This window comes from Shewanella sp. HL-SH5, from assembly GCF_051163755.1.
Classification (GTDB): Bacteria; Pseudomonadota; Gammaproteobacteria; order Enterobacterales; family Shewanellaceae; genus Shewanella; species Shewanella glacialimarina.
Genome location: NZ_CP195038.1, coordinates 2761072 through 2781870, shown reverse-complemented (window position 1 = coordinate 2781870; position 20799 = coordinate 2761072). Strand labels below are relative to the sequence as shown.

The following is a 20799-nucleotide window of genomic DNA, read 5'->3' as shown; positions in this document are numbered from 1 at the left end:
TAGCAGAAAAAAACTTTAATCTATTTTACATTCTTACTTCTACTTCACCAACACCAATTACCCTAGCTTCTATTTCTCTGCTTGAATTTGCATTCCTAACTCTAATCGATTCACCGATACTACCGTCATGCATCGCTTCACCTAATGTTTTAATTTGGAGGTTTTCGCTCCTGGCGTATATTGATACAGCATCACCTTTGCACACAAAGCATAAATGACTATTTAAAATCGGCGCGTCTTTACTAATACGTCTTTTAGTTTTACTGCCTAAAACGGCTTTGATGTCAGAATAAAATTGACCTCTAAGGCTGAACTGATCAATATATTCTATGTGCAGTTGTTGTGTTGATAGTGATATGCCCGGCGAGATAATTTCACTGGCGACCACAACGGGATACATGATTTCGACTCTCACCGATAAAAATATTTGCCAAGGATAATCATAGTCAGGACTGTTGCAACTTATTTTAACCGTATTATTCCTAGCTATGTCCCGATCACTTGCAAGTTCGATTGTTAATGGCTTATAACAGCGCGGAGGCGTTAAGCGACCTTCTAAATTTTGAGGGGTAATTATCAACTTAGCATCAGGTGTTAATTGGATTTTTTTCTAACAGCCTCTTCAGCCATCTCACTTATGGTCGATACAGAGGGTATGCTAGCTTCTTCATCAGCAAAAGCAGCTAATGAATTGAACAATAAATAAAAAAATAACAAAAAATATATTTTCATAATGAAGATACTAGCTTGTTTAGCCAGAATGCACCTATACTTAAATTCTATAAAGATAAAAAGAATAAATTGATCTAGAGTCTTTTGAAAATATTGATGCCGCTTATGTATGTGCTTATTTGATATCAAATACGGCATAGTTTGCTAAGCTGTAGCGACAATATATTGACTTATCTCGTTATTTATTCTGTCAATGCAATTAATATAATTTAAAAGCAATAATCATGCCGGTAGTAAGTTATTGGCTTGACCCAGTGCATAGTCGAATCATAAGCAGCAGGAAGGACAAATTTAATCCTCCTAAGCAAGACAAATCATGATTCGATTTATGTTTTTAAGTAAAACAAGCTAGTATCTATTTATTCGGATATTTTAATAAAAAAAGGCAGTGTTATGTCGAGTATCATGGAATCAGTCAACAAACGTACTCAATTAGTTGGCCAAAACCGATTAGAGTTACTGTTGTTTAAGCTTAATGGCCGTCAACGCTTTGGTATTAACGTGTTTAAAGTGAAGGAAGTACTTCAATGTCCTCCGTTAACTAAGTTACCTAAACTGAGCCCGTTTGTTAAAGGGGTTGCACACATTCGTGGTGCCACTATTTCAGTCATTGACTTAAGCGCTGCAACAGGTGGACGTCCACTTACTTCTACTGAGAATTGCTTCATTATCATTTCTGAATACAATCGCAGTGTTCAAGGTTTCTTAGTCAGTTCTGTCGAACGTATTATCAACATGAATTGGGCTGCCATTATGCCTCCGCCAAAAGGTGCTGGGCGTTATTCTTACTTGACTGCTGTTACTGAAATTGAAGGTGAGTTGGTTGAAATTTTAGACGTGGAAAAAATTCTTGATGAAATTTCTCCTGTTAAAACGGCAATCAGTGAAGAAGTTGATAAGACATTAACCATAGACAGAGAACAAAATTATCATGTCATGGTGATAGATGATTCTGCTGTAGCACGTAAGCAAATTATTCGTTCTCTTGAGTCTTTAAATTTACAAATTGATACCGCCAAAGATGGTAGAGAAGCACTGAACAAACTCAAGGCTATAGCTAAAGAGATGGATGATGTATCGTTAGAGATCCCGTTGATTATTTCCGATATTGAAATGCCTGAAATGGATGGATATACCCTTACAGCTGAAATTAGAGATGACCCTAAGTTAAAAAATATTAAGGTTGTGTTACACACTTCTTTAAGTGGCGTATTTAATCAGGCAATGGTACAAAAAGTTGGCGCAAATGACTTTATTGCCAAGTTTAATCCTGATGAATTAGCCGCAGCGGTAAACAAACATTTAAGTTTGTAATCTTTTTTGTCTATTCAACGCAGTAGGCAGCATGAAAATTCATGAATGTTAGTTATGCGTAAAAGCTCTAATGATAGGGCAAATATAACTCATTATATTAGGATGTGAATGTGACAGATAAATCACTCGCAGAAGCAGAATATAATCAATTTAGATTGTTTTTAGAACAACACAGCGGCATCGTTTTAGGTGAAAATAAACAATACCTAGTACGAAGCCGTTTAGCACCATTGATGGGCAAATACAGTTTACCCTCGCTATCTGAAGTGGTTAAGCATTCAATGAAGCCCACCGAACGTCAATTACGTGCGGAAGTGATTGACGCGATGACAACCAATGAAACATTGTGGTTTCGTGATCGTTATCCATTTGATTTATTACATAATACTTTACTACCTGAATATTCTAAGTTAGGTCGTTCATTGCGTATTTGGTCTGCGGCTTGTTCTTCAGGGCAAGAGCCTTACTCATTAGCAATGACCGCTTTAGAGTATCAACAACGCAAGCCAGGTGCACTGCCTGGTGGTGTGACTATTCAAGCGACTGATTTGTCACCTTCGATGCTTGAACGTTGTAAAAATGCTGAATATGATGGCTTGGCATTGGCGCGTGGATTATCAGAAGAACGTAAACGTCAGTTTTTTGATGCTTTGCCTAATGGCAACATGAAAGTCAAAGATAATGTTAAGCGGTTAGTGAATTTTAGAGCGCATAATTTACTTGAAAGTTATACGCTTTTAGGAAAATACGACATTATTTTTTGTCGTAATGTATTGATTTATTTTGCGCCTGAGGCAAAGGCTAAAATTTTGCGGCAATTTGCTGCCGCTTTAAACCCAAAAGGTATTTTATTTCTTGGGGCATCAGAATCTATTTCCGGATTAACAGAAGAATTTGACATGGTCCGCTGTAACCCTGGTATATATTACCAAAAGAAAACCTAGCTTAACCTATTGAAAAGCATGTGTTACTTTTTTCACATGCTTTCCTTTCTATATATCCTCCCATTGATTAAATAATTGGCATAACCTTTGCTTCATATCTATCAGTTAGCTGATGGAGGCAATTTTATGGCGATTAATTTTGATAATGCACTTGGGGTACATCAATACTCCCTTGGTGTCAGGGCACAGCGCGCTGAAGTGCTATCAAGTAACATAGCGAATGCGAATACCCCAGGGTATAAGGCACGCGATGTCGATTTTGCCTCAGCAATGCAAGCTGCTAGTTCTCGTCAGAAAGGTTTAACGATGAACGCTACCAATGAAAAGCATTTTGATTTAACTGCTCTCAGTCAGCAACATGTCAAATTCCGAGTCCCTAACCAGCCTGATACTGGCGATGGTAATACGGTTGATATGCAACAAGAACAATCAGCCTTTATGCAAAACTCTATTGAATACCAAATGTCATTGGGATTCTTAGAAAGTAAGTTTTCAGGTATGCGTAAAGCATTACGAGGTGATTAATCATGAGCTTATTTAATATATTCAATGTCGCCGGTTCAGGTATGACAGCACAGTCTGTCCGCTTAAATACCACCGCAAGTAACATTGCTAATGCTGACTCTGTTTCCAGTAGTATTGATCAAACTTATCGTGCTAGACATCCTGTATTTGAAGCTGAAATGTCTAAAGCTAGTCATCAGCAATCAGGTTCTCATCGCGTTAATGTCAGTGGCATTGTTGAAAGTGATAAGCCATTGGTTAAAGAATATTCACCAGATCACCCTATGGCCGATGGTGACGGTTTCATTTATAAGCCTAATGTAAATGTAATGGAAGAAATGGCTGATATGATTTCAGCTTCTCGCTCTTATCAAATGAATGTTCAAGTCGCAGATGCAGCTAAAACAATGCTGCAACAAACACTTAGAATGGGTAAATAACATGATTATTGTAGGAGGTAAATGATGAGCCTCGTTAATCCATATAGTAGCCAATCTTTGCCACAACAGGCATCTGCATTGTCTAATACCGGTACGGTCAGTAAAAATACCGTCCAATCGAACACGGCGAGTACGACAACAGGTAATCCATTTCTAGATGGTATTCGTTTACCTGATGCGCCTGAAACTCCTGCAGCGAAAGATCAAATGCTTAAGCAGGAAGATTTTTTTGCACTGCTTAGTCAGCAACTTTCAATGCAAGATCCGTTTAAGCCAGTTGATAATGATCAAATGATTGCTCAAATGGCTTCATTCTCAACAGTTGATGGTATTTCAAATTTAAATAAAGAAATTCTCAATTTGAATGGTGTAATGAGTTCAAGCCAGGCATTACAAGCTTCTAGTTTAGTTGGGCGCAAAGTGTTGATCCCATCAGACACTGGATCTATTTCGCCGGCAAGTCCTGAACTTAAAGGTGTGGTAAGTACACCTGCTGCTATTGATAAAATAAGCATTCGTATTGAAGATGAATCAGGTCAGTTAATTAAGACCTTTGATATTGATGGCAGTGCAGGCGGAAACGTCGATGTGACATGGGACGGTTTAGATAAAAATGGTAAACCTGTGGTTGAAGGTGCTTACGTCATTAAAGCTAGCGGTAAAGTCGATGGACAATCTCAAGATTTACCTGTTTCTACTTATGCACATGTGACGAGTGTTTCATTAGGTACAGCAGCAACTGGGGCGATTCTCAATCTTCGAGGTATTGGTGGCATTAAATTGACCGATGTACTTGCGGTGTCCGAATCATAAATTTAATAACGCTTGTGACAAGAAATTGTCATTAAAGAAAACCTGATTACTCGAGGTGAAATATGTCTTTTAACATCGCATTAAGTGGTATTGCAGCCGCTCAAAAAGATCTAAATACCACAGCCAATAACATTGCAAACGTAAATACCATAGGCTTCAAGGAGTCTCGTGCGGAGTTTGCCGATGTGTATGCTAACTCAATTTTTTCTAACAGCAAAACTGCAGTCGGTGGCGGTGTTGCTACAACTCAAGTAGCACAACAGTTTCACCAAGGTAGTTTACAGCTTACCAGTAACTCTTTGGATATGGCGATAAGTGGTGGAGGTTTTTTTGTGACCTCATCAGGGATTGGCACACGTGACCAATCATTTACCCGAGCAGGCGCTTTTAAGGTTGATTCAAACAATTATATGGTTGACTCAGCGGGCAACTTTTTACAGGGCTTTCCTGTGGATAAGGACGGTAATTCGACTTCAGTGAGTTTAACCACTACTCAGGCAATTAAAGTACCAGACACAGCAGGAAGTCCTATTATGTCTAGTAAAGTCGGCCTACAGATGAATCTAAATGTCGGTGAGTCACCTTTAGACCCTGCTGCATTTGATCCTGACAATGCAGATACATTTAATAATTCTACTTCAGTGACTATCTATGACTCTCTGGGTGAATCGCATATCATGACCAGCTACTTTATTAAGCCTGAAAACGGTTCTTACACAGGTGAAAGTAACTGGGTTGCATTTTACGCCATTGATGGTAAACCAGTAAGTTTAGACGGTGCAGCAGGCCAATATAGTGTTGATACTACGGGTGATGGTTTAGTTGATGGTGCACCTCGTGATGCACAAACTGCAGGTGGTTGGAGAGGATCTGTCATAAAGTTTAATGACTCTGGTACTTATACCGGTAGCAATCCTACAGTGATAAAAACTCTGCCACTGGGTGTTACTGGTGCCAATGTATTAGGGCCTGGAGCTGATGGCTCTCAGGCTGTTACGATTGATTTTAATAATCCGACACAATATGCCTCACCATTTGAAGTCACTGAGTTAACTCAAGATGGTACAACAGTAGGTCGATTAACTAACGTAGGTATAGGTGCTGATGGTTTAGTCACAGCAAGCTATAGTAATGGTTCTACTGTGCCTTTATCGCGAGTCGCTTTAGTTCGCTTTGCAAATGAGCAAGGTTTAACTCAGGTAGGGAATACTGCCTGGAAGGCGAGTTTAGATTCTGGCCCTGCATTAGCGGGCGAAGCAAATAGCGGTACTTTCGGAAGTATTCGTTCTTCATCACTTGAACAATCGAATGTTGACTTAACTACAGAATTAGTTGATTTAATCTCTGCCCAACGTAACTTCCAAGCCAATTCCCGTACGCTTGAAGTTAACAATACCTTGAACCAAACGATATTGCAGATCAGATAATACGCTTCCTGACAGCACTCGTTTCATTGGTTTTTATAATATTAGCTTTAATAAGGTGTTGCCCATAGCGGCAACACCTTGCCTTTTATTTTCATTATTTTTTTTCACTTTCTCTTATCGGTGTTTTTTTGACACTTCATTCACAATACTATGTTTTAAATCGTATCCCCACCTAATTAAATCAGTTACTTATATTTACCGTGATTGTTGGCATGCCCTTTGCTTTGTCTAGTTAGTATCTTTATTTAAAGCATTATTGACGGAGCGGCAAATGGACAAATTTTTGTATGTTGCAATGAGCGGTGCAAAGCAAGGCATGAATGCTCTTGCCGTTCGTGCGAACAACTTAGCCAATGCCAACACCGATGGCTTCAAATCGGATATGACCCAAGCAAGGTCAATGCAGGCGTTTGGCGAAGGTTTGCCTACGCGAGTATTTTCAATGATTGAAAGCCCTGGGTCTAATTTTTCTCCAGGTCCTATCAGAGAGACTGGTAATGACTTAGACATTGCCATTAAAGGTGATGGCTGGATTGCAGTGCAAGCGGCTGATGGGTCAGAAGCTTATACCCGTGCAGGACATTTGAAGTTCGATAGTACTGGACTGCTGGTTAATAGTCGTAATACGCCAATTATGGGCGATGCAGGCCCTATTGTTTTGCCACTGCCAATCGATAAAGTTCATATTTCACAAGATGGCATTATTTCAATTCGCCCTCAGGGAGCGACAGCTGAAGTGATTGAGGAAGTAGCCAGAATTAAATTTGTTAATCCGGGCAATGATCAAATGATGCGCGGTGAAGATGGCTTATTTCGCTTAATGTCTGGTTTGCCTGCACCCAAAGATCCCATGGTACAAGTTGAAAGTGGTGCTGTTGAAGGCAGTAATGTTAACCCTGTACATGAAATGGTGGCGATGATAGATATTCAGCGTCAGTACGAAATGCAAGTGAAGATGATGAAAAATGCAGAAGAAGCAGATCGCTCATCTTCATCGTTACTAAGAATTGGTTAGGAGTATTTATTATGCATCCAGCTCTGTGGATTAGTAAAACGGGTTTAGACGCCCAACAAACAGATATTGCGGTTATTTCAAATAATGTGGCGAATGCTAGCACCATAGGTTACAAAAAAGGCCGTGCGGTATTTGAAGATTTGCTCTATCAAACAATTAACCAAGCCGGTGGGATCAGTGCCGACAATACCAAGTTACCTAATGGTTTAAATCTAGGTGCGGGTACCAAAGTTGTTGCTACGCAAAAAGTGTTTACCCAGGGCAACATGCTCACAACCGACAATTCACTAGATTTAATGATTGAAGGTCCTGGTTTCTTTGAAGTCCAAATGCCTGATGGCACAGCAGCCTATACCCGTAATGGTCAATTTAGCTTAGATGATACCGGGCAAATTGTTACCCCTGGTTCAGGCTACGTATTGCAACCGCCAATTACTATTCCTGAAGATGCTATGAGTATTACTGTCTCTGCTGAGGGTGAAGTGTCAGTTAAATTGGCTGGTGCAACAGATAATCAGACAATCGGTCAGCTTACCATGACAGACTTTATCAACCCGTCTGGACTTGATCCACTGGGTCAGAATCTCTATACCGAAACCGGTGCCAGTGGCACGCCTATTCAAGGTACTGCTTCACAAAATGGTTTAGGGGCAATCCGTCAAGGCGCATTAGAAACATCGAATGTTAATGTGACAGAAGAATTAGTTAACTTAATTCAAAGTCAGCGGATCTATGAAATGAACTCGAAGGTTATTTCAGCGGTAGATCAAATGCTGTCTTATGTTAATCAAAATCTTTAGGGGGCAGTGATGAGTAAACTTCTTGTTTTAGCTACAACAGCCATGCTGTTAGTCGGTTGCAGTTCTACTCAGAAAAAGCCGATCCCAGATGATCCTTTTTACGCGCCTGTTTATCCAGAAGAACCTTCGACTCAAGTGGTGGCGACGGGATCTATATTTTTAGATTCACAAGCTTCAAGTTTGTACTCGGATCTTCGTGCGCACAAGGTAGGTGACATCATTACCGTTGTATTGAAAGAGTCTACCCAGGCGACCAAAAGTGCTAACAATGAAATGAAGAAGAATACCGGCCTGAGTGTTGAACCGCTTTATGCGGGTGGCGGTAATGTCTCTATTAAAGGGGTGCCGTTAGATTTACGCTATTCAGACAGCATGAATACCAAACGTGAAGCTGATGCTGATCAATCGAACAGTTTAGATGGCAGTATTTCTGCCAATGTAATGCAAGTACTGAGTAACGGTAACCTGGTTATTCGAGGCGAGAAATGGATCTCTATCAATAATGGCGATGAATTTATTCGCGTGACGGGTATTGTGCGCAGCCAAGATATCACACCAGATAACACAGTCGAATCAACACGAGTAGCTAATGCTCGTATCCAATATAGCGGAACCGGCACCTTTGCCGATACCCAAAAAGTGGGCTGGTTAAGCTCGTTCTTTATGGGTGAGTGGTGGCCTTTTTAAGGGGTAGAACATGAATATTAAACCTATTTTAGCCTTGATTTTCACTGCATGTATGGTCATTACCACACCCACTGAAGCACAGCGTCTTAAAGATATTGCCAATGTGCAAGGTGTTCGTAGTAACCAACTGATTGGTTATGGGCTTGTTGTTGGCTTGCCTGGTACTGGTGAGAAGACTCAGTACACCGAACAAACCTTTAAAACCATGTTAAAGAACTTCGGTATAAATTTACCCGATTCAGTTAGACCTAAAGTGAAAAACGTTGCAGTGGTTGCGGTTCACGCTGACATGCCAGCTTTCATTAAGCCCGGTCAAACAATAGATGTCACCGTATCAAGTATTGGTGAGGCTAAAAGTTTACGTGGCGGAACCTTGATTCAAACCTTTATGAAAGGGGTCGACGGTAATGTTTACGCCATTGCACAGGGCAGTTTAGTGGTAAGTGGCTTTAGCGCCGATGGCTTAGACGGTTCAAGCGTTATACAGAACACCCCAACAGTTGGACGTATTCCTAGTGGTGCAATTGTAGAACGCAGTGTGCTATCACCGTTTGCAAGTGGTGATCACCTAACCTTCAACCTACGCCGGGCTGATTTTTCTACCGCTAAGAGAACCGCAGATGCCATCAATGATTTGTTAGGACCAGGCATGGCGAGAGCTTTAGATGCCAGTTCAATTCAAGTTAGTGCGCCAAGAGATGCCTCACAACGAGTGTCATTTTTAGCGACCTTAGAAAATGTAGAGGTTGAACCAGCTGACGAGTCAGCCAAAGTGATAGTGAATTCTAGAACCGGCACCATAGTTGTGGGCCAAAATGTGCAATTGCTACCCGCAGCGGTTACCCATGGTGGACTCACAGTCACTATAGCTGAAGCAACACAAGTGTCTCAACCTAATGCTTTGGCTGGGGGAGAAACCGTTGTTACCAGCAACACGACTATTGACGTACAACAAGATGATAGACGTATGTTTATGTTTAACCCCGGAACCACCTTAGATGAATTAGTGCGCGCAGTGAATTTAGTCGGTGCAGCTCCTTCAGACGTTCTGGCTATTCTTGAAGCATTAAAGGTGGCAGGCGCTTTGCATGGTGAACTTATCATCATTTAAATATTGGCACTTTTTTAAAGTGATTATTTAAATAAGACCGACTTCTGTTACGGGACTACTATGGAAAAGCTGTCAAATTCTTCGCACTTTCTGGATCTAGGGGGACTGGATTCACTTCGTGCTCAAGCCCAGAAAGACGAGAAGGGCGCGCTTAAAGAAGTGGCTAAACAGTTCGAAGGTATTTTTATTCAAATGCTGATGAAAAGCATGCGAGATGCCAACGAAGCATTTAAGTCAGATAGCCCTTTTAATAGTGACGCCACAGCTTTTTATGAGCAAATGCGTGACCAACAAATGTCGATGGATTTATCAAACAAAGGCATGCTGGGCCTAGCAGAGCTAATGGTCCAGCAGCTTTCTCCTGAGGATAGCCCTATGACACCTGCATCAGTATTGCGTGGCAATATAGATGGGAATGTCATTCCAGCTATGGTTGTGAATGGCGCAAATGAGCTCAACACCTCTTCTTTATCTCCGTCTTGGACTGCGAACAACAATCTAGGCAGTTCGCAGACTTTAGCTGGTAAAAGCGACATTTTAATGGCAACACCTGTGTCGTCAATTTCAGATAAACAAACCATGGATTCAATCTTAGCCGGCAAGGTATCGCCAAGTGGCACAGATCATCTTAACGGCAAAGTATTGCCTACAGCGGTCGCATCTACTGCGGAAGAAAAGTCTGTAGTAAGTTCAAAGCGTATAAGTAAACCAATACTTAACACAGCATCTACACCTTCAATAACTGAGGTAATCAATAAATTTAATGATCCACAACACTTCATATCTGTGTTGTATCCCCATGCCGAAAAAGCGGCTAAGCAGTTAGGCACAACACCAGAAGTGTTAATCGCTCAATCGGCACTTGAAACGGGTTGGGGTCAAAAAGTTATTCGTAAACAAGATGGCAGTATGAGCAACAACCTATTCAATATTAAAGCCGATAAACGTTGGCAAGGTGATAAAACAACAGTGAATACACTTGAGTTTGAAAAAGGTATTCCTGTTCAACAACGTGCTGATTTTCGAATGTATGAAAGCTTAGAGCAAAGTTTTAATGATTTTGTGTCGTTTATTTCTCAAAACGATCGCTATCAAGATGCGCGCAAAGTGGCCAGTGAGCCGCGTCAATTTATTCATGCTTTGCAAAAAGCGGGTTATGCCACCGATCCACACTATGCCAAAAAAGTGATCAGCGTAATGCAGTCTGTAACTGAAGGACTTAAGTCCGTAATACCTGTGGAGACTAAATAATGGCTATCGATCTACTGAATATTGCTCGTACAGGTGTACAGGCATCGCAATCACAATTGGCGGTTACCAGTAATAATATTGCCAACGCTAATACCCAAGGCTATCACCGTCAGGTGGCGAACCAAGCAAGTACAGAGTCTCAACGATTAGGCAATAGCTTTTATGGCACTGGCACTTATGTCACTGATGTTAAAAGAGTGTACAACGAATTCGCTGCCCGTGAGTTACGCATTGGTCAAACTAGCTTAAGTGGTGCTGAGGCGACTTATTCAAAGATGAGTGAATTGGATCAACTTTATTCACAAATCGGCAATATGGTACCTGCAGGACTCAATAATTTTTTTGGCAGTATTAATAGCGTAGCTGATTTACCTACAGACATAGGGATCCGCAGCAGTGCATTAAGTTCAGCCGAACAATTGGCCAAAACGATGAATCAAATGCAATCGCATTTAGATAATCAAACTAAACAAACCAATAGCCAGATTGAGTCAATGACGGTGCGCATTAACGAAATTAGTAAAGAGTTGGGCAACCTCAACTTAGAACTAATGAAGTCTAGTGGTGATGACAGTCAATTGTTAGATAAACAAGATGCACTAATTCAAGAGCTTAGCCAGTATGCTCAGGTGAACGTCATTCCATTAGACACCGGTGCTAAGTCTATTATGTTAGGCGGGTCTGTGATGTTGGTATCGGGCGAAGTGTCGATGTCAGTTGGCGTAACTACTGGAGACCCTTATCCAAATGAACCCCGTATCACCGCAAGTACCGGTAATCAGTCACTGATTATTAATCCCTCTAAGTTAGGTGGACAGTTAGGTGCTTTATTTGATTTTCGTTCAGAAACCTTAGTGCCTGCCAGCCAAGAGCTAGGCCAGCTGGCTTTAGGTATTGCTGATGCATTTAATGAAATGCAGTCAAAAGGGTTCGACTTAAATGGCAATGTTGGCAAAAACCTATTTCGCGACATTAATGATCCATTAATGTCATCTGGAAGGGTTGGTGAGTTCTCTACTAATACAGGTAATGCAAAAATTAGCGTCAATGTTGATGATGTTGGCAAGTTAAGTGGTGGTGGCTATGACTTATCTTTCACCGCGCCGGCGACTTATAAATTAACTGATACCCAAACAGGTAAAGTTAGCCCATTGACATTAAATCCACCTGGAGAGTTAGTCGGTGGTGACGGCTTTACTATCAATATTAGCACTGGTGCAATGAATGATGGCGACAAGTTTGAAATCCGCCCAACCTCTGGTGCAGCTGCTGGGTTAACCATGATAATGACCGACCCTAAAGGTATTGCTGCAGCAGGGCCCAAAATTACTGCAGATGTTGCAAACTCTGGTGAAATGGAAGTTAAGGTAAGTACTGTTAATCGTGCTACATCAGGGTTTCCTCTTACAGGTAGTGAACTTACTGTTCGCGTAGATAGTGCTGCCAATACCTTTGAAGTTTTTAATGCATCAGGCACTTCTTTAGCGGGGCCAAGCGCTTTTACGCCTCCTACAGTCAATACCGGTTATGGCTTCAGCATCGAAATTGATGACACATCTGCAGCAGGTGTCACTGACAGCTTTACTTTCGATCTATCGTTTGCAGAAGGTGATAACAGCAATGCAGTTGCAATAGCAGAAATGGCTGACGCCAAATTAATGAACGGTGGAACAACCACGCTCGTCGGTGTGTTTGAAAACACTAAATTAGATATTGGCAGTAAAACAAAAGCTGCTGAAGTGAGAGCGGGGTCAGCGGATGCTATTTTTCAGCAAGCTTATAACCGAGTGCAAAGTGAATCAGGTGTCAACCTTGACGAAGAAGCTGCAAATTTAATGCGTTTTCAACAAGCTTATCAAGCATCCGCCAGAATAATGACAACAGCACAAACCATTTTCGATACTTTATTAAGCTCGGTTCGTTAGGAGGTAAATCATGAGAATTTCTACCGGACAAATGTTTAATCAAAACACCAGCAGTATTTTACAAAAGCAAACTGCGACAAACAAAATTATGGAACAACTTTCTAGCGGAAAAAAAGTGAATACCGCGGGAGAAGATCCTGTTGCAGCAATAGTGATTGATAACCTAAAGCAAAAAAATGCCTTAGTCGATCAATACGCCAAAAATATTGACTATGCGACAAATCACTTATCCATTAGCGAAAGCAAAATTGGCAGTGCAGAAACATTAATTTCATCTATGCGCGAACAAGTACTACGAGGCGCTAACGGCAGTCTTAGTTCAGTCGAGCGGCAAATGGTTGCCGATGAAATGAGATCAAGTTTAGATGAGTTACTTTCTATTGCTAATAGTAAGGATGAATCAGGTAATTACTTGTTTGCGGGAAATAAAACAAACTCTAAACCTTTTTCTTTTGACGCTAATGGTGAAATTGTTTACAGCGGTGACTCTGGTGTCAGAAAAAGTGTGGTGGCATCTGGAATCGTTATGGCGACAAATATACCAGGAGATACGGCATTTATGAATGCTGTTAATCCACTTGGCGACTACGGCGCCAATTATTTGTCATCACAACAAGGTGACTTTACTGTTTCAAGTGCAAAAATAACCAATCAAGCATCTCATGTAGCTGATACTTATACTTTTAATTTTACACCGAATGGTTCCAATGTCGATCTTCAGGTATTAGATTCCGGCGGTGTAACCGTTGCAACTGTAACCAATTTCAACTCAACAACCCCAGTATCTTTTAATGGCATTGACGTTAAATTGGATGGATCGCCAGTTGCAGGGGACTCTTTTACCATTGAACCGGTAGAGACAGTAAGCGTATTTGATACATTTAATAAGGCATTAGCGTTATTAGAAAGCCCAAACTCAACAAATAGTGCGCAAGGGTTGTCACAGTTGGCACAACTATTGAATGGTATAGATAGTGGTCAAAATCAAGTCAGTACAGCACGAGGTATAGCTGGTAATAATTTGAAGGGTTTGGAGAGCATTTCAACAAATCATTCAGACGAGAAAATTATTAATAGTAGTGCGTTATCAATTCTGGAAGATTTAGATTATGCAGAAGCGATAACAGAGTTTGAAAAACAACAACTTGCACTTAATGCTGTATCGAGTGTGTTTAGTAAAGTGGGTTCGCTTTCATTGTTTGATTATATATAACAAAAAAGCAATCACGTTAAATTGTAAAATTTAGCCAAGCTCCACAGTCTTGGCAACAAAACTAGGAATGAGGAATTATTTATGGCTATTACAGTTAATACCAACGTTACTTCTATGAAAGCGCAGAAGAACTTAACCATCTCCACTGGACAGTTAAATACGTCAATGGAACGTCTTTCAAGTGGATTAAGAATTAACAGTGCTAAGGATGATGCTGCTGGTTTGGCTATTTCTAACCGCTTGAACTCACAAGTACGTGGGTTAGATGTTGGCATGCGTAATGCGAATGATGCGATTTCGATTGCTCAAATTGCTGAAGGCGCGATGCAAGAACAAACTAACATGCTGCAACGTATGCGTGACTTGGCAATACAATCTGAAAACGGTGCAAACAGCACAGCGGATTTAACGGCACTAAAAGCAGAGATGGATCAGCTTGCTACAGAAATTACCGCTATTGGTAATAGTACCGCATTTGGTAATACTAAATTAATGACGGGTGGTTTTTCCGGTGGGAAAATTTTCCAGGTAGGTCACCAAGAAGGCGAAGATGTTAAAGTTACCGTCAAGACTAATAATGCTGCGTCATTATCTGTTAATGCTATAACAGTAGCCACCTCAGCAGGGCGTAACTCTGCATTAGGTAGAATTGATGCTGCGATTAATAAAATTGATACTCAACGTGCTGACTTAGGTGCGGTTCAAAACCGTTTAAGTCATAACATTGCTAACAGTGCTAACACTCAAGCAAACGTTGCAGATGCTAAGAGCCGTATCGTTGACGTCGATTTTGCTAAAGAGACATCCGTTATGACTAAAAACCAGGTACTTCAACAAACAGGCTCTGCAATGCTTGCGCAAGCAAATCAGTTACCTCAAGTTGCACTATCTCTATTGGGATAATCTGAAGCGTCAATTAAGTCAGCCTCTATCAGCTTCTATATATAGAGGCTGATTTTGTTTATAGGGTATCTATGACCCAATTGCTTTCTAACTTCTAGAACTTTATTTTTCTGTTAAATATTGTTTTTTCTGAAATTTATTTTTTAAACTGATTAAGAACAAAAATAAATCAAAAAAAATCTAAAGAAAAAAAGTAATTGCCGTTACATATATTGTAACGAGCAAGACCTGTCTGACTTGAGCTAAAGCAAACAGGCGTATCTCAAGTCAGAAATAATATGAGGAAGCAATCATGGCTATCACAGTAAACACTAATGTTACATCATTAAAAGCACAGAAAAATTTGAATTCATCTTCTAGTGGACTTGCGACTTCTATGGAACGTTTGTCTAGTGGTATGCGTATTAACAGCGCAAAAGATGATGCCGCAGGTCTAGCAATTTCGAACCGTCTAAATTCACAGGTTCGTGGTCTTGATGTTGGTATGCGTAATGCGAATGATGCAATTTCAATTGCACAAATCTCAGAAGGCGCCATGCAAGAACAGACTAACATGCTTCAACGTATGCGTGACTTGGCAATCCAATCTGAAAACGGTGCAAACAGTTCAGCGGATTTAACAGCATTGAAAGCAGAGATGGATCAACTTGCATTAGAAATTACCGCGATTGGTGATACTACCGCGTTTGGTAATACAAAACTAATGAAGGGTGGTTTTTCTGGTGGTAAGACTTTCCAGGTTGGTCATCAAGAAGGCGAAGATGTTAAAATTACCGTTAAGACTACAAATGCGGGTTCTTTATCTGTTAATAGTATAAATGTAACTACATCAGCGGGCCGTGCCTCTGCATTAGGCAAGATTGATGCTGCAATTAAGAGTATTGATACCCAACGTGCTGACTTAGGTGCGATTCAAAACCGCCTAAGCCATAACATCAGTAACAGTGCTAACACTCAAGCAAACGTTGCAGATGCTAAGTCTCGTATTGTAGATGTGGATTTCGCTAAAGAAACCTCAACTATGACTAAGAACCAAGTACTTCAACAAACGGGTTCAGCAATGTTAGCTCAGGCGAACCAGTTACCGCAAATCGCATTATCTTTACTATAATGTAAGTTAGTACGGTAAGCATTGATAGGGAGATTCGCTGGCGGATCTCCCTTTGTTGTTTCAAAGATATCTATTTAAAGCGTTTAATTAACTGGTAAAAGAGTCTTAGTTGAGGTGGAACATGGAAATTCAAACAAATAGCAGTGCGAGTTTTATTGCCAGGGCAGAATCGACAAAATCTGATTTAAATAGTGTACCTTTGAGCGCTAAAAAAATTGATGTTAGCCAGGTAGAGCTCGATCGGGAGTCATCTATTCAAGCAGTAAAACAGCAAGAAGAAACATCAACTGATAGCAAAAAATCAGATGAGTCTTTAGAACTTGTTGCAAAAGAATTGACTGATATGGTCGCAATGATGCAAAAAGGGTTAAAGTTTTCTGTTGATGTTGATTCAGGTAAGCAAGTTATTAAAGTACAAGATATTGAGTCTGGTGATATTATCAGACAGATCCCAAGTGAAGAAGCATTACAGTTAGCACAAAAACTCAGTGAGGTATCAGGGGTATTGATGCCAATTGAAGTTTAATTTTTTCCAAAAATTTGTATACTAAATTGTGTAGGTATTTTTTGGCAATAAGCATTTTAGGTAATTAATCGGCTCAACGGAGGCTGTTATGGCATTAACTGCGACGGGTATTGGTTCTGGGTTAGATATTTCAAATATTGTCAGCGTACTAGTAGGTGCTGAAAAAGGCCCTAAAGAAGCGCTCTTTACCCGACAAGAAACCCAAATTAATGCAAAAGTTTCTGCCATAGGAACGTTGAAAAGTGGCTTGTCAAATTTTCAAGATGCAGCTAAAAAACTACAAAGTGGTGCACTGTTAAATTTGCGTACAGTATCGACTGGAGACAGTGCATTTTTTACCGCCAAGGCTGATCAATATGCCCAACCCGGTAAGTATTCTATCAAAGTTGAGCAGCTTGCCGCTTCTCATAAAGTTGCTGGTGCCAATATAGCCGATCCAAGTCAGGCTGTTGGTCAAGGAAGTTTAGATTTATCTGTAAATGGTGCAAATTTCTCGGTTACTGTCGATCCAGCGGATACGCTTTCCGCTATAGCATCAAAAATTAATAATGCTTCAGATAATGCAGGTATTACCGCGACCGTGGTTAAAAGTGATGCTGGTAGCCGCCTTGTTTTTACCGCCAATGACTCTGGCACCGATAATCAAATTACCATGTCTGCAACAGATACCAGTGGCACAGGGTTAAGCGATATGTTTAATGGCGCCAACCTAGAAGAACTTCAAACCGCAGCCAATTCTATTATTTACATCGACGGTCAAAAATTAACCTCCCAAAGTAATACTATTGATAATGCTATTACTGGTGTCACACTTGACCTAACTAAGGCAGACATCGCCTCTACCTCAACACTTTCGATTAAACAAGATACCGATTCAGTAAAGAAGAATATTGAAGAGTTTGTTAGTGCTTATAATACTCTTATATCATCTATTGATAAGTTGTCTTCATATAATGCTGAAACAAAGACTGCATCAGCTTTACAAGGTGATTCTATGATCCGTTCATTAGAGTCCCAGCTTAGAAAGACGGTGAGTGAAAGAGTCAGTGTTGATGGTATAGAATCTGCTTTATACGAGTTAGGAATATCGACAGATAATAAAGGTAAACTCAGTATTGATAATACCCGTTTAACCGACGCTATTAATAACAATATGTCGTTAGTTGAGGGGTTTTTTTCTACTGAAGATACAGGTTTAGCACATAAATTTGATAGTTTGGTTCAGACATATACTAAAGCCGGCGGTGTGATTGATGGTCGAAAGAACTCCTATACAGAGCAATCAAGTCGGTTAACAGATCAAAGAGCTACGTTTAGCTTGAAAATGGAACAATTACAAGCTCGACTGCTTAAACAATTTAATGCCATGGATTTGATTGTTGCACAATTAAATCAACAAAGTTCTGGTTTGTCAGATAGGCTTAATTCGCTACCTGGCGTCATTCGAACATAAAAGGAATGATTGATTGCACTCTAAACTTAAACTGATTAACGACACTATTGAAGATACGTTAAATCAAATTGATAATATTCCTGCTGAAGATGAACAGTCTGATAAGTTGGTATCATTATTGCTTGAGTGTATAGGAGAGCGTCAATTATATATTGACTCAATGATTAATGATGCTGTCGATGACACATTTGCTGCTTATTTATCAGAACAGCTACTAGTCACTAATGACTTTGTGAACAGGGCTTCTAAAATAATGTCCCATCGACAAAACTTATTAAATTTAAAAAGCACTCATCAACGACAAATTAAAGTTTATCAAAACATTGATGCAAATAGGTAGGTTATTATGAGAAGTTCTTTACAGTCATACCGTAAGGTTTCGATTGACAGTGAAATATCAGTTGCTTCGCCACATCGTATTATTCAGATGATGTTTGCCGGTGGCTTGGAAAGACTTGCTCAAAGTCGCTATGCCATTGAAAATGGTGATATGGAAAATAAAGGTCTGTTTATCGGCAAAGCTATTGGTATCGTTAACGGTTTAAATAATAGTTTAAATATGGAAGCTGGTGGTGAAATTGCTGGCAATCTTAGTCAATTATATGACTTTATTTTAATAAAAGTCACCGAAGCGAATTTGAAAAACGATACTCAATCTATTGATGATGCAGTGAGCGTTCTAAGAACCCTTAAAGAGGGCTGGGATGCTATTCCGCAAAGCGATCATCATCTAACTTCTGAAGCAAGCTAGTTTTATTCAGGTATGCTGTGACAGATTTCAACGCCATTGAGCAAATCTCAATGGCGTTTTTTTATATTTTTTTAAAAAATACATTGTATTGCATGAATTATCAGCAATTGTGCACTAATATGAGTTTAGATAATGATTTAGCCGTTGAAGCACTTGCTTCTGGTTCGGGGTTAATTCATATTTAGTACTGTAAATGAAAAATTAACCCCATAAGCGAAACAATTAGTCCTCTAAACGAGAAAATCATCTTCGGATAGACATTTTATGGTTATAATTAATGTTTTGTTTAACATTTGTCACTTACTGTGACCATTTTGTCCTTTGGTTTTATTATTAAACGCGTAATAATGACTCAGGATTTTTTATACTTATAATAAGCTTTGGCCCTCTGAATGATGCAAATTGAACAACGAATTTTAATTGTCGGTACCCTCTCCGAGCGTGTAACTCGCCTGTGCTGCATTTTTGAATTCTTAGGTGAGCAATGTGACATTTTAGCCATTGACGCTTTGTTGCCTTTGATAGAAGAATCAAGATATCGCGCCATTGTTATAGACTCCGATGCGGTAGGGCTGGACAGTGTTAAAAATATTGCAGCAATAGCGCCCTGGCAGCCCCTATTACTATTAGGCAATACCGCTATTGAAGCGTCCAGTATTCTTGGTGTAATAGAAGAACCGATTAATTATCCGCAATTAACTGAATTACTGCATTTTTGTCAGGTGTTCGGTCAAGCTAAAAAAGAGCAATCTCCTACCAGTGGTAATCAAACTAAATTATTTCGCAGTCTTGTTGGCCGCAGTCAGGGTATAGCCAATGTGCGACACTTAATTAGCCAAGTCGCAGGTTCTGATGCCACGGTGCTAGTGCTTGGGCAATCTGGTACAGGCAAAGAAGTGGTCGCCCGTAATATTCATTACATATCAGAACGTCGTGATGGACCGTTTATACCGGTTAACTGCGGTGCGATACCGCCAGAGTTGTTAGAAAGTGAGTTATTTGGCCATGAGAAAGGCTCGTTTACCGGGGCAATATCATCCCGTAAAGGTCGTTTCGAGTTAGCCGAAGGTGGCACGTTATTTCTTGATGAAATTGGTGACATGCCACTGCAAATGCAAGTCAAATTATTACGTGTCCTGCAAGAGCGAGTCTTTGAGCGTGTTGGCGGCAGCAAAACAATTAAAACGGATGTGCGTGTCGTCGCGGCAACGCATCGTGATTTAGAGACGATGATTTCAGAGAATGAATTCCGTGAGGATTTATATTATCGCCTGAACGTTTTTCCAATTGAAATGCCAGCATTGTCTGAACGTCGTGACGATGTGCCATTGTTATTGCAAGAATTGGTTAGTCGAGTCTTTAATGAAGGCCGAGGTAAAGTGAGGTTTACTCAGCGTGCTATCGAGTCATTAAAAGAACATACTTGGTCTGGAAACGTTCGCGAATTATCTAATTTAGTCGAGCGATTGACTATTTTATTTCCTGGTGGATTAGTTGATGTGAACGATTTGCCCAACAAATATCGCTATATTGACGTACCAGAATACTGTGTTGAGATAAGTGAGGAGCAATTAGAGCGTGATGCATTAGCGTCTATTTTTAATGATGATGAACCCATTGAACTCCCTGACACACGTTTTCCAACTGAGTTACCGCCAGAAGGCGTCAACCTTAAAGATTTACTGGCAGAGCTTGAAATAGATATGATCCGTCAGGCGTTAGAATTACAGGATAATGTGGTTGCTAGAGCCGCTGAAATGTTGGGTATTCGTCGCACTACCTTGGTAGAAAAAATGCGAAAATACGGTATGGGTAAAGAATAGTTACCTTTATACACTGTGTATATTAACTGATAAAGCATACCCTCCAAAGGTGTGCT

22 protein-coding genes and 1 pseudogene are annotated in these 20799 nt (G+C 40.2%); 21 read left to right on the top strand and 2 right to left on the bottom strand.

What is annotated here, in order from left to right:
• Window positions 1-25: 25 nt before the first annotated feature.
• Together flgA and ACRWQM_RS12165 are read right to left on the bottom strand one after the other, a co-directional pair.
• Window positions 26-400, bottom strand: coding sequence for a flagellar basal body P-ring formation chaperone FlgA (gene flgA, locus ACRWQM_RS12170; protein ID WP_434932035.1), 375 nt, complete (start codon window positions 398-400; stop codon window positions 26-28).
• Between the two features lie 60 nt (window positions 401-460).
• Window positions 461-580, bottom strand: a pseudogene (locus tag ACRWQM_RS12165) (flagellar basal body P-ring formation chaperone FlgA); the annotation flags it as partial.
• 545 nt (window positions 581-1125) lie between these two features.
• On the opposite strand from ACRWQM_RS12165, the gene ACRWQM_RS12160 reads away from it, so the two are divergent.
• The 21 genes from ACRWQM_RS12160 (at window position 1126) to ACRWQM_RS12060 (ending at window position 20743) form a co-directional block, all read left to right on the top strand.
• The gene (locus tag ACRWQM_RS12160) at window positions 1126-2046 is read left to right on the top strand and encodes a chemotaxis protein CheV (protein ID WP_434928715.1); all 921 of its coding nucleotides are present in this window, start codon (window positions 1126-1128) and stop codon (window positions 2044-2046) included.
• Window positions 2047-2150: 104 nt separating this feature from the next.
• A complete protein-coding gene (locus ACRWQM_RS12155) occupies window positions 2151-2990 on the top strand; it encodes a CheR family methyltransferase (RefSeq protein ID WP_434928716.1) in 840 nt (279 codons plus the stop codon).
• Window positions 2991-3116: 126 nt separating this feature from the next.
• The gene (gene flgB, locus ACRWQM_RS12150; protein ID WP_434930157.1) at window positions 3117-3515 is read left to right on the top strand and encodes a flagellar basal body rod protein FlgB; all 399 of its coding nucleotides are present in this window, start codon (window positions 3117-3119) and stop codon (window positions 3513-3515) included.
• Between the two features lie 2 nt (window positions 3516-3517).
• Window positions 3518-3934 (top strand): flagellar basal body rod protein FlgC, encoded by a 417-nt coding sequence (flgC, locus tag ACRWQM_RS12145; protein WP_434928718.1) that lies wholly within the window; start codon window positions 3518-3520, stop codon window positions 3932-3934.
• A 24-nt stretch (window positions 3935-3958) separates the two neighbouring features.
• On the top strand, window positions 3959-4747 hold the full coding sequence (flgD, locus tag ACRWQM_RS12140; protein ID WP_434928974.1) for a flagellar hook assembly protein FlgD: 789 nt from the start codon (window positions 3959-3961) through the stop codon (window positions 4745-4747).
• A gap of 62 nt (window positions 4748-4809) precedes the next feature.
• Window positions 4810-6174, top strand: a complete 1365-nt coding sequence (gene flgE, locus ACRWQM_RS12135) for a flagellar hook protein FlgE (RefSeq protein ID WP_434930156.1) — start codon at window positions 4810-4812, stop codon at window positions 6172-6174.
• Between the two features lie 271 nt (window positions 6175-6445).
• Window positions 6446-7189 (top strand): flagellar basal-body rod protein FlgF, encoded by a 744-nt coding sequence (flgF, locus tag ACRWQM_RS12130; RefSeq protein ID WP_434928720.1) that lies wholly within the window; start codon window positions 6446-6448, stop codon window positions 7187-7189.
• Between the two features lie 11 nt (window positions 7190-7200).
• Window positions 7201-7989, top strand: a complete 789-nt coding sequence (gene flgG, locus ACRWQM_RS12125) for a flagellar basal-body rod protein FlgG (protein ID WP_226410474.1) — start codon at window positions 7201-7203, stop codon at window positions 7987-7989.
• 9 nt (window positions 7990-7998) lie between these two features.
• Window positions 7999-8676: a flagellar basal body L-ring protein FlgH gene (gene flgH, locus ACRWQM_RS12120; protein WP_434928721.1), complete on the top strand. Its 678-nt coding sequence runs from the start codon at window positions 7999-8001 to the stop codon at window positions 8674-8676.
• A gap of 10 nt (window positions 8677-8686) precedes the next feature.
• Window positions 8687-9787: a flagellar basal body P-ring protein FlgI gene (locus ACRWQM_RS12115; RefSeq protein ID WP_434930154.1), complete on the top strand. Its 1101-nt coding sequence runs from the start codon at window positions 8687-8689 to the stop codon at window positions 9785-9787.
• 60 nt (window positions 9788-9847) lie between these two features.
• Complete coding sequence (flgJ, locus tag ACRWQM_RS12110; RefSeq protein WP_434928723.1) at window positions 9848-11038, top strand: flagellar assembly peptidoglycan hydrolase FlgJ; 1191 nt, start codon at window positions 9848-9850, stop codon at window positions 11036-11038.
• Window positions 11038-12963: a flagellar hook-associated protein FlgK gene (gene flgK, locus ACRWQM_RS12105; RefSeq protein ID WP_434930152.1), complete on the top strand. Its 1926-nt coding sequence runs from the start codon at window positions 11038-11040 to the stop codon at window positions 12961-12963. The genes flgJ and flgK overlap by 1 nt, the downstream gene beginning before the upstream one ends.
• 10 nt (window positions 12964-12973) lie before the next feature.
• Window positions 12974-14176 (top strand): flagellar hook-associated protein FlgL, encoded by a 1203-nt coding sequence (gene flgL, locus ACRWQM_RS12100; protein WP_434930151.1) that lies wholly within the window; start codon window positions 12974-12976, stop codon window positions 14174-14176.
• 81 nt (window positions 14177-14257) lie between these two features.
• Window positions 14258-15079: a flagellin gene (locus ACRWQM_RS12095; protein WP_434928726.1), complete on the top strand. Its 822-nt coding sequence runs from the start codon at window positions 14258-14260 to the stop codon at window positions 15077-15079.
• Window positions 15080-15371: 292 nt separating this feature from the next.
• Window positions 15372-16190 (top strand): flagellin, encoded by an 819-nt coding sequence (locus ACRWQM_RS12090; protein ID WP_434930150.1) that lies wholly within the window; start codon window positions 15372-15374, stop codon window positions 16188-16190.
• A gap of 121 nt (window positions 16191-16311) precedes the next feature.
• Window positions 16312-16716: a flagellar protein FlaG gene (locus ACRWQM_RS12085; RefSeq protein ID WP_434928728.1), complete on the top strand. Its 405-nt coding sequence runs from the start codon at window positions 16312-16314 to the stop codon at window positions 16714-16716.
• 88 nt (window positions 16717-16804) lie between these two features.
• Window positions 16805-18169 carry a flagellar filament capping protein FliD gene (fliD, locus tag ACRWQM_RS12080; RefSeq protein WP_434930148.1) on the top strand — a complete coding sequence of 455 codons (1365 nt, stop codon included), beginning with the start codon at window positions 16805-16807 and terminating at the stop codon, window positions 18167-18169.
• Window positions 18170-18182: 13 nt separating this feature from the next.
• The gene (locus ACRWQM_RS12075; protein ID WP_434928730.1) at window positions 18183-18509 is read left to right on the top strand and encodes a flagella biosynthesis chaperone for FliD, FliT; all 327 of its coding nucleotides are present in this window, start codon (window positions 18183-18185) and stop codon (window positions 18507-18509) included.
• A gap of 6 nt (window positions 18510-18515) precedes the next feature.
• Entirely contained in the window at window positions 18516-18920 is a 405-nt protein-coding gene (gene fliS / locus ACRWQM_RS12070) for a flagellar export chaperone FliS (RefSeq protein WP_226410463.1), read from the top strand.
• A 17-nt stretch (window positions 18921-18937) separates the two neighbouring features.
• Window positions 18938-19105, top strand: a complete 168-nt coding sequence (locus ACRWQM_RS12065) for a hypothetical protein (protein WP_434928731.1) — start codon at window positions 18938-18940, stop codon at window positions 19103-19105.
• Window positions 19106-19312: 207 nt separating this feature from the next.
• A complete protein-coding gene (locus ACRWQM_RS12060) occupies window positions 19313-20743 on the top strand; it encodes a sigma-54 dependent transcriptional regulator (protein WP_434928732.1) in 1431 nt (476 codons plus the stop codon).
• Window positions 20744-20799: the final 56 nt, after the last annotated feature.

Coding starts and splice junctions, on each gene's coding strand:
- flgA (WP_434932035.1), bottom strand. CDS start 400: ATGTATCCCGTTGTGGTCGCCAGTGAAATTATCTCGCCGGGCATATCA.
- ACRWQM_RS12160 (WP_434928715.1), top strand. CDS start 1,126: ATGTCGAGTATCATGGAATCAGTCAACAAACGTACTCAATTAGTTGGC.
- flgB (WP_434930157.1), top strand. CDS start 3,117: ATGGCGATTAATTTTGATAATGCACTTGGGGTACATCAATACTCCCTT.
- flgC (WP_434928718.1), top strand. CDS start 3,518: ATGAGCTTATTTAATATATTCAATGTCGCCGGTTCAGGTATGACAGCA.
- flgD (WP_434928974.1), top strand. CDS start 3,959: ATGAGCCTCGTTAATCCATATAGTAGCCAATCTTTGCCACAACAGGCA.
- flgE (WP_434930156.1), top strand. CDS start 4,810: ATGTCTTTTAACATCGCATTAAGTGGTATTGCAGCCGCTCAAAAAGAT.
- flgF (WP_434928720.1), top strand. CDS start 6,446: ATGGACAAATTTTTGTATGTTGCAATGAGCGGTGCAAAGCAAGGCATG.
- flgG (WP_226410474.1), top strand. CDS start 7,201: ATGCATCCAGCTCTGTGGATTAGTAAAACGGGTTTAGACGCCCAACAA.
- flgH (WP_434928721.1), top strand. CDS start 7,999: ATGAGTAAACTTCTTGTTTTAGCTACAACAGCCATGCTGTTAGTCGGT.
- ACRWQM_RS12115 (WP_434930154.1), top strand. CDS start 8,687: ATGAATATTAAACCTATTTTAGCCTTGATTTTCACTGCATGTATGGTC.
- flgJ (WP_434928723.1), top strand. CDS start 9,848: ATGGAAAAGCTGTCAAATTCTTCGCACTTTCTGGATCTAGGGGGACTG.
- flgK (WP_434930152.1), top strand. CDS start 11,038: ATGGCTATCGATCTACTGAATATTGCTCGTACAGGTGTACAGGCATCG.
- flgL (WP_434930151.1), top strand. CDS start 12,974: ATGAGAATTTCTACCGGACAAATGTTTAATCAAAACACCAGCAGTATT.
- ACRWQM_RS12095 (WP_434928726.1), top strand. CDS start 14,258: ATGGCTATTACAGTTAATACCAACGTTACTTCTATGAAAGCGCAGAAG.
- ACRWQM_RS12090 (WP_434930150.1), top strand. CDS start 15,372: ATGGCTATCACAGTAAACACTAATGTTACATCATTAAAAGCACAGAAA.
- ACRWQM_RS12085 (WP_434928728.1), top strand. CDS start 16,312: ATGGAAATTCAAACAAATAGCAGTGCGAGTTTTATTGCCAGGGCAGAA.
- fliD (WP_434930148.1), top strand. CDS start 16,805: ATGGCATTAACTGCGACGGGTATTGGTTCTGGGTTAGATATTTCAAAT.
- fliS (WP_226410463.1), top strand. CDS start 18,516: ATGAGAAGTTCTTTACAGTCATACCGTAAGGTTTCGATTGACAGTGAA.
- ACRWQM_RS12060 (WP_434928732.1), top strand. CDS start 19,313: ATGATGCAAATTGAACAACGAATTTTAATTGTCGGTACCCTCTCCGAG.